The sequence below is a fragment of the Bradyrhizobium cedriense genome (assembly GCF_054602315.1).
On the sequence record NZ_JBTSWB010000008.1, the window covers coordinates 483,061 to 496,391 of the forward strand.

Genomic DNA, 13,331 nt, shown 5'->3' on the forward strand with positions numbered 1-13,331 from the left:
CCTAGGCGACGAACGTATTGTAAAAATCCGACGCGGCGAGTTCCGTGTTCCAGGCTTGCACGCGCTCGGCAGCGGCACACCGGCAGAATGCTTCCGGCGGCCGACCCGCAAGCGCGCGGAAATCGCGGATCAGATGCGCCTGGTCGGTGAAGCCGCTCGCATGCGCGACTCCGGCCCAATCAAGACCGGCGCGATATGCGCCGACCGCCTGCTGCATCCGCTCGATCCGCGCGAACTGCTTTGCGCTCGCGCCGGTCTCCGCCTTGAAGCGCCGTTGCAGGCTGCGCTCGCCGATGTCGAGATGTCCGGCAAGCCGGCGCATGGAGATCGACGGATTGCGCTGGATCGCACGCATCGCCTGCACCGCCAGCGGATCGAGACGACTCGGTCCTGTCCTCGTCCGGAGAAAGTCCTGCATGCAGGCAACGCGCGCAGCTGCGCTGCCGGCCTCGCCCAGTTGCGCCTCGAGCTGCGCGGCAGCACCGTCACCAAAGATGTCCGACAGCTCGATGCTGGCATCGAGCAAGTCGGCAGGCCTCACGCCGAGCACGCGGTCGGCCGCGTCGGCCTTGAGCCGAACCAGCACGGCGCCGACCGGTCCGCACGGCTTCAACGTCGCGGCACGGGTGTGCATGCCGTTGATGGTGCGCTTGTAGGTACCGCGCTGCGATGCCATCGGGGCGCGGTAGTGTACGATGACGACGGGCGACGTCGTCGGCAGCACCTTGATGGTGCACGCACGGGCGATTGCGGCGTCGGCGAGATCGATATCGCAAAACGCCTCGACGATACCGTCGAGGCCTTCGCCAGCGCTGAAGAACTTCGAGCCGGCTGTGCTGTGTGGGTTCTGCAGAGTCATGAGTTCAGTTGGTCGGCCCAGCCACGGCCCGGTTGCATCCGCAGCGCTCACATGAAGTTGAGGTGCACGCCTCACGCCCGCGCCAGAGCCTCCTCCAGGAACCATGCCGCCGCAAGTGCGAGCGGATCGTTGCCGAAGCGCGCGATCACCTGCACGCCGATCGGCAGGCCACCGACCTTCAGCGCCGGCACGTTGACGCAGGGATTTCCCATCAGCGTCCAGAGGCGATTGTACCGGGGATCGCCTGTGCTCGCGAGCTCCTTGGCCGGCGCGGTGCCCGGCGCCGAATAGGTCAAGAGCACGTCGACGCCTTCGAAGACCTCACCGAGATCGCGGCGGCCGCGGCGACTGACGCGGCGCGCCTCGTCATATTCCTTCGGCGTCAGCCCGACCGTCGCATCGAGACTGGCACGCAGCATCGGCGCGATCTCGTCGTGACGCTCCGAAAACTCCCAGGCGAGCGCGCGATGCGCCTCGAAATCCTGAATGATGGGGTGGATGCGCCAGGCCTCCTGCACCGCCTCGGGCAGATCGATGGTCTGCACGCTGGCGCCGGCGCGTTCGGCCGCCTTGATCGCAGCCTGCAAGCCCTGCTCCGCGGCCGGCTCTACGGCACCGGCAAATTCCTGCCTGACCACGCCGATGCGCGGCGCTTTCGCCGGCGTGATGCCGGAAAATTCGCTGCGACCGGTCATCGCCAGAAGCCCGCGCGCAAGATCTTCCGCGCGCGCGCCGAACAGGCCGACGGTGTCGAGCGCCCACGAATAGCACTTCACACCGACCGTCGGCAGCATCCGGAACGACGGCTTGATCGCGGCCGTCCCGCAATAGGCGGCGGGCCGGATCACCGAGCCGCCCGTCTGGGTGCCCAGCGCCAGCGGGATCATGCCGGCGCCAACGGCCGCAGCCGAGCCCGCGGAGGAGCCACCCGGCGAATGACCTGTATTGTGGGGATTGCGCGTCGGCGTCGGGTCGCGCGAGGCGAACGCGGTGGTCGTGGTCTTGCCGATGATGGTGGCGCCCGCCCGCTTCAGCATCATCACGACCGGCGCATCGGCGCGCGGCTGCCAGCCGCGATAGATCTCCGAGCCCATCTCGGTCGGCATATTGGCGGTGTCGATGATGTCCTTGATGCCGACGGCGATGCCGCGCAGCGGACCGGAGGCTTGCGCCTTGGCAGCCTTGTCATGGCGGACGAAGGCGCGGACGTCCTTCTCCCTGGCCTCGATCGCCGCGTGCGATTGCGCAATGGCGGCATCAGGCGACAACTCGCCGGATTCAATACGGCGCTGGAGTTCGGCGAGTGAGATCATGACAACATCCTTGTTATTTTGATCGCTTTTAGCATCGCAGCGAGGTCGCGCAAGCGCACGTCACTGTTGCACAACGCTCTCAGGTTGTTCCATGCTGCCCCCACAAGGAGACACCGTGGACGCCATCAATCCGAGCGTGGAGCTGACCGAGCAAGAGCGGATCGACCGCCTGCGGCTGATCCGTTCCGACAATGTCGGGCCGCGCACCTTCCGTTCGCTGGTCGATCATTTTGGCAGCCCGCGTGCCGCGCTGGAGCGCCTGCCGGATCTGGCCCGCCGCGGCGGCGCCCAGCGATCAGCCCGCATCTGCAGCGCAGACGAGGCGAAGGCCGAGCTTGCCGCAAGCCGCAAGTACGGCATCGCCTGGCTCGCGCCGGGCGAGGACGGCTATCCGACGCGGCTGGCGATGATCGACGATGCACCGCCGCTGCTCGCCGTGCGCGGCGACGCCAAGACCCTGATGCGGCCCATGATCGCCATCGTCGGCTCGCGCAACGCGTCCGGCGCCGGCTTGAAGTTCGCCGGCCAGCTCGCGCGCGAGCTCGGCGACGCCGGCTTCGTCGTCATCTCCGGCCTTGCCCGCGGCGTCGATCAGGCGGCGCATCGCACGAGCATCGAGAGCGGCACGACCGCGGTGCTGGCCGGCGGCCATGATTGCATCTATCCGCCCGAGCATGGCGACCTGCTCGCCGCGATCCTCGACCACGCGGGTGCCGCGATCTCCGAGATGCCGCTCGGCCACGAGCCGCGCGCCCGCGACTTTCCCCGCCGCAACCGATTGATCTCGGGCGCCTCGCTCGGCGTCGTCGTAGTGGAGGCCGCACACCGCTCCGGTTCGCTGATCACGGCGCGCATGGCGGCCGAACAGGGCCGCGAGGTGTTCGCGGTGCCGGGCTCGCCGCTCGATCCGCGTGCCGCCGGCGCCAACGATCTGATCAAGCAGGGCGCGACGCTCGTCACCGAAGCAGCCGACATCATCAACGCGGTTGAGCCGATCATGGAGCGGCCCCTGATGCACCCCGCAGGCGAGCCCGACACCGAGCCGTTCGAGAGTGATCCGCGGAGCCATGACCGCGATCAGATCACCAACCTGCTCGGCCCAGCCCCGATCTCGATCGACGATCTCGTGCGGATGTCCGGCGCCTCGCCCGCAATCGTGCGCACCGTGCTGCTGGAGCTCGAGCTCGCCGGCCGCCTTGAACGTCAAGGCGGCGGGTTGGTGTCGTTACTGTAAACCGTAATGAGTATTGGTTGAATCGATGCGCGCCGCGGGTTCACCTCTCCCGTAGGAGTGGCGAACCGCAGACAGTCGATCAATCCAGCTTCATGAGGCTTCAGCCCCCGTTTCGCTCATCAAACCGCGTGCGCGCGGCCGCGATCTGCTCCTGATGCGAGATGGCCCACTCGCCGAGCGCTTTCACCGGCTGCTGGAGACCGCGCCCGAGATCGGTGAGCTCATAGTCGACCCGCGGCGGAATGGTCGGAAAGATCGTGCGCGTGACCAGGCCGTCGCGCTCGAGGCCGCGCAGCGTCAAAGTCAGCATCCGCTGCGAGATGCCGTTGATCATGCGCTTGAGCTCATTGAAGCGCTTCGGCCCGTCGCTGAGCATCATGATGACGAACACGCTCCATTTGTCGCCGACGCGGGACAGCACGGAGGCGACCCCGCGGCAGTCCGCATGGTTGGGGTCTGGCCTTTGATCCTGACCTGGAACAAGCCTCGCCGCGGCAGGTAAATCGGTGTTCTCAGGTTTCAATGATGTGCCCATGGCTCAAAAAAGTGCGTTCTTGCGGGGATTTCGACAGTCACTCATGTAGCTCTGGTTACAAACCTATACCAGGGTGACCCCAAATGAAACTGCTCCATATCGACTCCAGCGTGCTCGGCCCCCACTCCGTCAGCCGCCAGGTTTCCGCCGCCATCGTCGACCGTCTGCGGCAGGCGACCCCCGCACTCGACATCACATATCGCGACCTGAGCCAGACACCGCTCGCCCATCTCTCCGGCTCGCATCTGGCGGCCGCGCAAGGCGCACCGGCGCCGGCGGAGCTCGCGCCCGACCTCGCCGCCAGCGCGGCCGTGCTCGACGAATTCCTGGCGGCCGATGTCGTCGTGATCGGCGCGCCCATGTACAATTTCACCATTCCGAGCCAGCTCAAGGCCTGGATCGACCGCATCCTGGTGGTGGGGAAGACCTTCAAATACGGCGCGGCCGGGCCGGAGGGGCTCGCCGGCGGCAAGCGCGTGATCGTCGCGATCTCACGCGGCGGCCATTACGGCGCAGGCTCGCCCGCCGCAGCTGGCGAGCATCTCGAAACCTATCTGCGCTGGGTGTTCGGGTTCATCGGCATCACCAACCCCGAATTCATCTCCGCCGATGGGATCCAGCTTGGGCCGGATCACCGCGAAAAGGGACTCGCCGGCGCACTTCAGGCCGCGACCAGCCTGCACGCGGCATAACGTTCGCCACGCCTGAATCGTCCGGCGCAAGGTGCGTCTTGCGCCGGACGAGAACGAGCTCGGTTGCAGCGATCAGCCGCGATAGATCGGCGCGCCACTCGGAGAGGCAACCGCGCCGCCGTCGACGAAGATCTCCTGCCCCTGTACATGCGCGGAATCATCGGATGCGAGGAACAGCACCGTCTTCGCAACGTGATCGGTTTCGCCGATGCGGCCGAGCGGCGTCGACAGCGCGATCCGCTTCTCGAACGCCTTCTCGGCCTCCGGTGTTGCGACCGCAGGTCCCCAGATCGGTGTGCGGATCGCGCCCGGCGCAACGACGTTGACGCGAATGCCGCGCGGCGACAGCTCCGAAGCCATGATCCGCGCCATCGCGCGCACCCCGGCCTTGGCGGCGCCGTAAGCGGAGTAACCGGGAATGCCGAGCACCGAGATCACCGAGCCATTGAGGACGATCGAGGCGTTGTCGTTCAGATGAGGCAGCGCGGATTGGACGGTGAAGAACACGCCGGTCAGGTTCGTGCTGATGACCTTCTCGAACACGTCCAGCGTCGCCGATCCCAGCGGCGTGCCGCCGGCGATGCCCGCGTTGGCGAAGACGGCGTCGAACTTGCCGAACTTTTCCGCGCCCTGCTTGATCGCGGCTTCCGTCGCCGCGATGTCGGTCGCATCGGCAGGCAAGGCGAGCGCGTTCGGGCCGAGTTCCTTGGCGGCCGCCGCCAGCGTTTCCTTGTTGCGCCCGGTGATCACCACCTTGGCGCCCTCGGCCACGAACAGTTTTGCGGTCGCGAGGCCGATGCCGCTGTTGCCGCCGGTGATCAAGGCCGTCTTGTTCGTCAATCTCACGTTCGCCTCCAGTGGTTGCATAATAAAACCGGATTGCGATCTAGGTCATTTGGTTTTATGATGCAACCACACAAGCGCGTGATCGCCACCGGGATCGGGCGAACGCGAAAGGACAGGGATGATGGTGAAACGAACCAGCTTCGAGGGCGATGCCTGCCCGATCGCGCGGTCGCTGGAGGCGCTCGGCGACTGGTGGTCGCTGCTGATCATCCGCGAGGCGCTGTTCGGCGTCCGCCGCTTCGGCGAGTTTCAGAGCAGGCTCGGCATGGCCAAGAATATTCTGGCCGCGCGCCTGCGATCGCTGGTCGACCACGGCATCCTGGCAACGGCGCCCGCCTCCGACGGCAGCGCCTATCAGGAATATGTGCTGACGCCGAAGGGCCGCGGCACCTTCCCGATCCTGGTCGCGCTGCGGCAATGGAGCGAGGAGTTCGACGATCACCCCGAGGAGATCGCGACCATTCTCGTCGATCGCGACAAAGGCCGCCCGGTGAAGAAGCTGGAAATGCGCGCCGAGGATGGGCGGCTGCTCGCACCAGGCGACACGGCGCTCAAGCCGCGCCGGTCATCGAAGGTGGCTGGCCGGAGCCGGTCCGGCTAGTCTGGCATCCGACGAGAGCAACCCGGCGGACCGTTTGATGCGGTCATTGCTCTGATGCCGGCCGAACGCGACATCGTAGGTGAGATCATAGAGGCACCCGACCTTCCATGGCGGCAATTTCCGCATTGCGCTCGATCGCGTAATTGCCCGCTGGATTCGTCCAGAGATGGACGATACCGGGCTCCGCCCATGCCTGGTCGATGCCGCGATAGATGACGCCATCCGTCCGGCCGCCGATCGCGAACCAGAGGATCAATCCTCCGATCAACAAGGCGGCGATCACGGGACTGCGGACATCGCTGCGCAATTGGTCGGCTGGGGTCGAGAGTTTGAAGGCGTTCTTCACATCGGCTCGGTCGCCGGGAGCAGCGCGGCAGTTCACGAGCAAGGCTCGCCCCTCACGAGAGCTTGCGCTTGCTCCGCAGACGCAGATGCTCGTCGGCTTCCAGCTTGGTCATGCCCAGCAAATAATGCAGTACATCGAGCTTGTGCCGCTCCGCGAGTTTGCGCAAGGCCGCCACCTGCTCGGCGATGAAGGCGACGGCCTCATCCGCCCCGCCTTCGCCGGGTTCGTCGCCCCGCGGACGTGCCTGCGCGCCGGAACGCGCGCGCACGCGTTTCCTTCCTGGTTTGGTCACCAACCTCCACCCCGAATCCGCGCCCCGGAGGGACTCTACGCCGACAGTCCCCGCAACTGAAAGGTGGTAATTTACAACTTTCTCGATATGAAACTTTCCCCACCGCCGGCGCCGTCAACACCCCTCGATTTGACAGGAACGGCCTCACCACCCATGTTCGAGTCGAAACGGCCGACCCGAATCCTTTCGTTTTCGGCCCAAGATTTCCCCATAAGTTACTGGAACTACATGAATATCGTCATCGTGGAGTCGCCGGCGAAAGCCAAGACGATCAATAAGTATTTGGGCTCGTCCTACGAGGTTCTGGCCTCGTTCGGCCATGTCCGCGACCTGCCCGCGAAGAACGGCTCCGTCGATCCCGATGCCAATTTCAAGATGATCTGGGAGGTCGATCCCAAGGCTGCCGGCCGGCTCAACGAGATCGCCAAGTCCCTGAAGGGCGCCGACCGCCTGATTCTGGCCACCGACCCTGATCGGGAGGGCGAGGCGATCTCCTGGCACGTGCTGGAGGTGCTGAAGGAGAAGCGCGCGCTCACGGACCAGAAGATCGAGCGAGTGGTGTTCAACGCCATCACCAAGCAGGCGGTCTCGGACGCGATGAAGCATCCGCGCCAGATCGATGGCGCGCTGGTCGATGCCTATATGGCGCGCCGCGCGCTCGACTACCTCGTCGGCTTTACCCTCTCTCCGGTGCTGTGGCGCAAGCTGCCGGGCGCCCGGTCGGCCGGCCGCGTGCAGTCGGTGGCGCTGCGCCTCGTCTGCGACCGCGAGCTCGAGATCGAGAAGTTCGTGCCGCGCGAATATTGGTCGCTGATCGCGACCCTGCTCACCCCCCGCGGCGACGCCTTCGAGGCCCGCCTGGTCGGGGCGGACGGCAAGAAGATCCAGCGGCTCGACATCGGCACCGGCACGGAAGCCGAAGATTTCAAGAAGGCGCTGGAAGCCGCCAGCTACACCGTGACCGCGGTCGACGCCAAGCCGGCCCGGCGCAATCCGCAGGCGCCCTTCACCACCTCCACGCTGCAGCAGGAAGCCAGCCGCAAATACGGCTTTGCGCCGGCGCACACGATGCGCATCGCCCAGCGCCTCTATGAAGGCATCGACATCGGCGGCGAGACCACCGGACTCATTACTTATATGCGCACCGACGGCGTTCAGATCGATCCGTCCGCGATCACCCAGGCGCGCAAGGTGATCGCCGAGGATTACGGCAACGCCTACGTGCCGGAGGCTCCGCGCCAGTACCAGGCCAAGGCGAAGAACGCGCAGGAGGCCCACGAGGCGATCCGCCCGACCGACCTGTCGCGCCGCCCCGACAGCCTGAGCCGCAAGCTCGATGCGGATCAGGCGAAACTCTATGAGCTGATCTGGAAGCGCGCGATCGCGAGCCAGATGGAATCTGCCGAACTCGAGCGCACCACCGTCGACATCGCGGCGAAGGCAGGCTCCCGCACGCTGGAGCTGCGTGCCACCGGCCAGGTCGTCAAGTTCGATGGTTTCCTCGCGCTCTACCAGGAGGGCCGCGACGACGAGGAAGACGAAGACTCCCGCCGTCTGCCCGCGATGAGCCCGGGCGAGGCCGCGAAACGGCAGAGCCTGTCCGTCACCCAGCACTTCACCGAGCCGCCGCCGCGATTCTCGGAAGCATCCCTCGTCAAGCGCATGGAAGAGCTCGGCATCGGCCGTCCCTCGACCTACGCCTCGATCCTGCAGGTGCTGAAGGACCGCGGCTACGTCAAGCTGGAGAAGAAGCGTCTGTACGGCGAGGACAAGGGCCGCGTCGTGATCGCGTTCCTGGAGAGCTTCTTCAGCCGCTACGTCGAATACGATTTCACCGCCGCGCTGGAGGAGCAGCTCGACCGCATCTCCAACAACGAGATCTCCTGGCAGCAGGTGCTGAAGGATTTCTGGCGCGACTTCATCGGCGCCGTCGACGACATCAAGGATTTGCGCGTCGCGCAGGTGCTCGACGTGCTCGACGAGATGCTGGGGCCGCACATCTATCCGCCCCGCGCCGACGGCGGCGACGTCAGGCAGTGCCCCAACTGCGGCACCGGCCGGCTGAACCTCAAGGCCGGCAAGTTCGGCGCCTTCGTCGGCTGCTCGAACTACCCGGAATGCCGCTACACCCGTCAGCTCGCCGCCGACAGCGAGGCGACCGCCGACCGTTCGCTCGGCCAGGATCCCGACACCGGCTTCGACGTCTGGGTCAAGGCCGGCCGCTTCGGGCCCTACATCCAGCTCGGCGAGCAGAAGGATTATGCGGAAGGCGAGAAGCCGAAGCGCGCAGGGATTCCCAAGGGCACCTCACCGGGCGATGTCGACCTCGAGCTCGCGCTGAAACTGCTGTCGCTGCCGCGGGAGATCGGCAAGCACCCCGAAACCGGCCAGCCGATCGTCGCCGGTCTCGGCCGCTTCGGGCCGTTCGTGAAGCACGAGAAGACCTATGCCAGCCTGGAAGCCGGTGACGAAGTGTTCGACATCGGCCTCAACCGCGCGGTGACGCTGATCGCAGAGAAGGTCGCCAAAGGCCCGAGCCGCCGCTTCGGCGCCGATCCCGGCAAGGCGATCGGTGATCATCCGACGCTGGGCACCGTCACCGTCAAGAGCGGCCGCTACGGCGCCTATGTCACGGCCGGCGGCGTCAACGCGACCATCCCTGCCGAGTTCGAGAAGGATATGATCACCCTGCCGCAGGCGATCGCGCTGATCGACGAGCGCGCCGCCAAGGGCGGCGGCAAGGCTGGCGGCAAGGCGAAGAAGGCGGCAAAGCCGGCCAAGGCCAAAAAGGCCGCCGAGACGGCTGCGGGCGGCGATGACACCCCGCCGAAGCCGAAGAAACCGGCCGCGAAAAAAGCCGCGGCCAAACCCAAATCCGAATCCACCAGCAAGGCGCGCGCCGCCGTGCCGTCGACCGCCAAAACGTCGCCGACCAAGGCCGCCGCCGGCAAGGCTCCGGCCAAGAAAAGTGCCGGCAAGAATTAGAGGCTAAGTGAAACGCAAGAAAGACCATGGCTTTCCCGACAGGAGCGCCATCGTCGCCTTCATCAAGGCAAACCAGGGAAATGTCGGGACCCGCGACATTGCGCGCGAGTTCGGTCTGAAGAACGCCGACCGTGCCGAGCTCAGGCGCATGCTGCGCGAGCTCGCCGACGACGGCATCGTCAAGAAGAAGCGCCACAAGATCTCGGAGCCGGATACGCTTCCGCCGACGCTGCTCGCGGACATCACCGGCCGCGACTCCGACGGCGAATTGATCGCCTCCCCCGCCGAATGGGACGAGGTCGAGAGCGGCGAGCCTCCCAAGATCCTCATCGAGATCCCGCGCCGGCCGAAGCCCGGCACCGCCGCCGGTGTCGGCGACCGCGCGCTGCTGCGCGTCGAGCGCTCGGACGAGACCGAAGGCCCTGCCTGGCGCGGCCGCATCATCAAGGTCATCGACAAGGCCAGGAGCCGCATCCTCGGCGTATTCCGCGAGCTTCCCGAGGGCGGCGGACGGCTCGTTCCCGTCGACAAGAAGTTCGCCGACCGCGAGCTGAACATCGCCAGGACCGATACAGGTGGCGCGCAGGATGGCGACCTCGTCAGCGTCGACATCGTCCGCTCGCGCGGCTTTGGCCTTGCTTCGGGCCGCGTGAAGGAGAAGCTCGGCTCGGTCAAGTCCGAGAAGGCGATCAGCCTGATCGCGATCTATGCCCACGACATCCCCCTGCAATTCTCGCCCGCCGCCGAGCGCGAGGCGGAGGCGGCTGAGCCCGCCAATCTGAAGGGGCGCGAGGATTGGCGCGACGTCCCGCTCGTCACCATAGATCCGCCCGATGCGAAGGATCACGACGACGCGGTCCACGCGCAGCCCGATGACGATCCCAACAACAAGGGCGGCTTCATCGTCAACGTCGCCATTGCCGATGTGAGTTTTTACGTCCGGTCAGGCAGTGCGCTCGATCGCGACGCGCTCGACCGCGGCAACTCGGTCTATTTCCCCGACCGCGTCGTGCCGATGCTGCCCGAGCGCATCTCCAACAATCTCTGCTCGCTGGTACCCGGCGAGCCGCGCGGCGCGCTCGCGGTGCGCATGGTGCTAGGCCCCGACGGGCGCAAGCGCTCGCACAGCTTCCACCGCATCCTGATGCGCTCGGCCGCGAAGCTGAGCTATGCGCAGGCCCAGGCCGCGATCGACGGAAAGCCTGACGATATCACCGGCCCCCTGCTCGATCCGATCCTGAAGCCGCTCTATGCCGCCTATTCCTGCGCCAAACGCGCGCGTGACGAGCGCGACCCGCTCAATCTCGATCTGCCCGAGCGAAAGATCCTGCTCAAGAACGACGGCACGGTCGACCGCGTCGTCGTGCCTGAGCGGCTCGACGCGCACAAGCTGATCGAGGAGTTCATGATCCTCGCCAACGTCGCCGCTGCGGAGATGCTGGAAAAGAAATCGCTGCCGCTGATCTACCGCGTGCATGACGAGCCGACGCTGGAGAAGGTCCACGCCCTCGCAGAGTTCCTGGAGACGCTCGACGTCCCCTTCACGAAATCGGGCGCGCTGCGCCCGACGCTCTTCAACCGCGTGCTCGCCCAGCTCGAAGGCCACGACTACTACCCTCTGGTGAGCGAAGTCGTGCTCCGCGCCCAGGCGCAGGCGGAATATTCCTCCGAGAACTACGGTCATTTCGGCCTGAACCTGCGCCGCTATGCGCATTTCACCTCGCCGATCCGCCGCTACGCCGACCTCGTCGTGCACCGCGCGCTGGTCCGCGCCCTTGGCCTCGGCGAAGGCGCGCTGCCCGACAGCGCGACGCCGGAATCGCTCGGCGAAGTCGCCGCGCATATTTCGGTGACCGAGCGGCGCGCGATGAAGGCGGAGCGAGAGACCGTCGATCGCCTGATCGCGCATCACCTCGCCGACCGCATCGGCGCAAGCTTCCAGGGCCGCGTCTCCGGCGTCACCCGCGCCGGCCTGTTCGTGAAGCTGAGCGAGACCGGCGCCGACGGATTGATCCCGATCCGATCCCTCGGCACGGAATATTTCAACTATGACGAGGGCCGGCACGCGCTGGTCGGCACGCGCAGCGGCACCATGTACCAGCTCGGTGACGTCGTGGATGTCCGTCTGGTCGAAGCAGCCCCGATCGCAGGCGCGCTCCGCTTCGAGCTGCTGTCGTCGGAGAGCGGGAGCGGCCAGCGCGAGCGCCGGCAGTTACGCCCACAGCGAAAATCATCCAAGCCGCATCCCGGACGCAGCCCGGAGAGAAAACGCAAGCCGGAGAAGCAAAAGTCCGGCAAGGGGAAGAAGAGCAAGGGCAAAGGCAAGGACAAAGGCAAGGGACAGAAAGGCAAGGCATGGTGACGATGAGCACGGCCCCGAAGATCTGGACACGCGAGACCGGCCTCGTCGAGAAGCGCGACGTCTTTGCAGCGATGAAACGCGGCTTTCGCGGCCGCTGCCCGCGCTGCGGCGAGGGAAAGCTGTTCCGCGCCTTCCTGAAGACGGCGGACAATTGCGCGAGCTGCGGCCTCGATTTCACGCCGCATCGCGCCGACGATCTGCCCGCCTATCTCGTCATCGTCATCGTCGGTCACATCGTGGTGCCGGCCGTTTTGTGGATCGAGACCAATTACACCACGCCGGTCTGGATCAGCTTCGCAGCCTATCTGCCCTTCACCTTCGTCGCCTCGCTCGCGCTGCTCCAGCCCGTGAAGGGAGCTGTGGTCGGCTTGCAATGGGCTCTGCGCATGCACGGGTTTGACGAGACCCCTTCGGATGGTATTCCGCCTGTGTAAGCAGATAGAACAACAGTTCGGGTGAGGACATGACGGATATTTCGCAGGCGGAGGAGAAGACCAAGGTTCACGAGGAGAAGGAAGCCGACCATCATCCCTATTTCCGCCCGAAGGATGCGGCGACGCTGATCCTGGTCGATCGCAGCGACGCCGTTCCGAAAGTGCTGGTCGGCAAGCGCCACGACAAGGTGGTGTTCATGCCCGGGAAATTCGTCTTCCCCGGCGGCCGCGTCGACAAGGCCGATTATCGTATCCCCTGTGCCGCGCCCGTCACGGCGGAGCTCGAAGCCAATCTCGCCAAGGGCAGCCCGAAGACCCCGGCCTCACGCGCCAAATCGCTCGCCATTGCTGCGATCCGCGAAGCCTGCGAGGAGACCGGTCTTTGCCTTGGGCGCAAGGCGGAGGGCAAGGCGCCGAAGCTCGACGGTCCCTGGAAGCCGTTCGCGGATGCCGGCCTGCTGCCCGATCCTTCCGGCCTGTTCCTGATCGCCCGCGCCATCACCCCGCCCGGCCGCGTCAAGCGCTTCGACACCCGCTTCTTCACCGCGGACGCCTCCGCGATCACCCATCGCGTCGAGGGCGTGATCCATGCCGACGCCGAGCTGGTCGAACTGGTCTGGGTCGAGCTCGGCTCGAAACCGCTCGCCGATCTGCATCCGATGACACGCAACGTGCTCAACGAGCTCGACGTCCGCCTTGCCACCGGCCCGCTCCGCCACGACGCGCCGGTGCCGTTCTTCCATTTCTACGGCGGCAAGATGCAGAAGGATATGTTGGGCTAGGTCCGGCGCCAAGCCCTCGTTCGTCATTGCGGGACGCAGCTCTCTCCTCT

General features: G+C 66.1%; 13 protein-coding genes. 7 read left to right on the top strand and 6 right to left on the bottom strand.

Annotated elements, in window-relative coordinates:
* Window position 1: 1 nt before the first annotated feature.
* Window positions 2–859, bottom strand: a complete 858-nt coding sequence (locus ACYCVF_RS30150) for a helix-turn-helix domain-containing protein (protein ID WP_459595241.1) — start codon at window positions 857–859, stop codon at window positions 2–4.
* A gap of 71 nt (window positions 860–930) precedes the next feature.
* Window positions 931–2,172: an amidase gene (locus ACYCVF_RS30155; protein WP_459595240.1), complete on the bottom strand. Its 1,242-nt coding sequence runs from the start codon at window positions 2,170–2,172 to the stop codon at window positions 931–933.
* A 91-nt stretch (window positions 2,173–2,263) separates the two neighbouring features.
* On the opposite strand from ACYCVF_RS30155, the gene dprA reads away from it, so the two are divergent.
* On the top strand, window positions 2,264–3,406 hold the full coding sequence (gene dprA / locus ACYCVF_RS30160) for a DNA-processing protein DprA (RefSeq protein WP_459595239.1): 1,143 nt from the start codon (window positions 2,264–2,266) through the stop codon (window positions 3,404–3,406).
* A gap of 100 nt (window positions 3,407–3,506) precedes the next feature.
* Here the strand turns inward: dprA and ACYCVF_RS30165 are convergent, their stop codons facing one another.
* The gene (locus tag ACYCVF_RS30165) at window positions 3,507–3,941 is read right to left on the bottom strand and encodes a winged helix-turn-helix transcriptional regulator (RefSeq protein WP_459595238.1); all 435 of its coding nucleotides are present in this window, start codon (window positions 3,939–3,941) and stop codon (window positions 3,507–3,509) included.
* 83 nt (window positions 3,942–4,024) lie between these two features.
* Here ACYCVF_RS30165 and ACYCVF_RS30170 point away from each other — a divergent pair, with 83 nt between their 5' ends.
* The gene (locus ACYCVF_RS30170) at window positions 4,025–4,633 is read left to right on the top strand and encodes an FMN-dependent NADH-azoreductase (protein ID WP_459595237.1); all 609 of its coding nucleotides are present in this window, start codon (window positions 4,025–4,027) and stop codon (window positions 4,631–4,633) included.
* Between the two features lie 72 nt (window positions 4,634–4,705).
* On the opposite strand, the gene ACYCVF_RS30175 is transcribed toward ACYCVF_RS30170, so the two are convergent.
* Window positions 4,706–5,479 carry an SDR family oxidoreductase gene (locus ACYCVF_RS30175; protein ID WP_459595236.1) on the bottom strand — a complete coding sequence of 258 codons (774 nt, stop codon included), beginning with the start codon at window positions 5,477–5,479 and terminating at the stop codon, window positions 4,706–4,708.
* A 121-nt stretch (window positions 5,480–5,600) separates the two neighbouring features.
* Here ACYCVF_RS30175 and ACYCVF_RS30180 point away from each other — a divergent pair, with 121 nt between their 5' ends.
* Window positions 5,601–6,080, top strand: a complete 480-nt coding sequence (locus ACYCVF_RS30180) for a winged helix-turn-helix transcriptional regulator (protein WP_459596429.1) — start codon at window positions 5,601–5,603, stop codon at window positions 6,078–6,080.
* A gap of 85 nt (window positions 6,081–6,165) precedes the next feature.
* On the opposite strand, the gene ACYCVF_RS30185 is transcribed toward ACYCVF_RS30180, so the two are convergent.
* Both ACYCVF_RS30185 and ACYCVF_RS30190 read right to left on the bottom strand, forming a co-directional pair.
* The gene (locus ACYCVF_RS30185) at window positions 6,166–6,462 is read right to left on the bottom strand and encodes a hypothetical protein (RefSeq protein ID WP_459595235.1); all 297 of its coding nucleotides are present in this window, start codon (window positions 6,460–6,462) and stop codon (window positions 6,166–6,168) included.
* Window positions 6,463–6,478: 16 nt separating this feature from the next.
* Window positions 6,479–6,694 carry a hypothetical protein gene (locus tag ACYCVF_RS30190; protein WP_459595234.1) on the bottom strand — a complete coding sequence of 72 codons (216 nt, stop codon included), beginning with the start codon at window positions 6,692–6,694 and terminating at the stop codon, window positions 6,479–6,481.
* Between the two features lie 252 nt (window positions 6,695–6,946).
* On the opposite strand from ACYCVF_RS30190, the gene topA reads away from it, so the two are divergent.
* From topA to ACYCVF_RS30210, 4 genes are read left to right on the top strand one after another with little or no spacing between them, the layout of a single operon-like run.
* Window positions 6,947–9,703, top strand: coding sequence for a type I DNA topoisomerase (gene topA, locus ACYCVF_RS30195; RefSeq protein WP_459606455.1), 2,757 nt, complete (start codon window positions 6,947–6,949; stop codon window positions 9,701–9,703).
* Between the two features lie 7 nt (window positions 9,704–9,710).
* Entirely contained in the window at window positions 9,711–12,065 is a 2,355-nt protein-coding gene (rnr, locus tag ACYCVF_RS30200) for a ribonuclease R (protein WP_459595232.1), read from the top strand.
* Window positions 12,059–12,499 (top strand): DUF983 domain-containing protein, encoded by a 441-nt coding sequence (locus ACYCVF_RS30205; RefSeq protein ID WP_459595231.1) that lies wholly within the window; start codon window positions 12,059–12,061, stop codon window positions 12,497–12,499. The genes rnr and ACYCVF_RS30205 overlap by 7 nt, the downstream gene beginning before the upstream one ends.
* Window positions 12,500–12,528: 29 nt before the next feature.
* The gene (locus ACYCVF_RS30210) at window positions 12,529–13,281 is read left to right on the top strand and encodes an NUDIX hydrolase (protein ID WP_459595230.1); all 753 of its coding nucleotides are present in this window, start codon (window positions 12,529–12,531) and stop codon (window positions 13,279–13,281) included.
* Window positions 13,282–13,331: the final 50 nt, after the last annotated feature.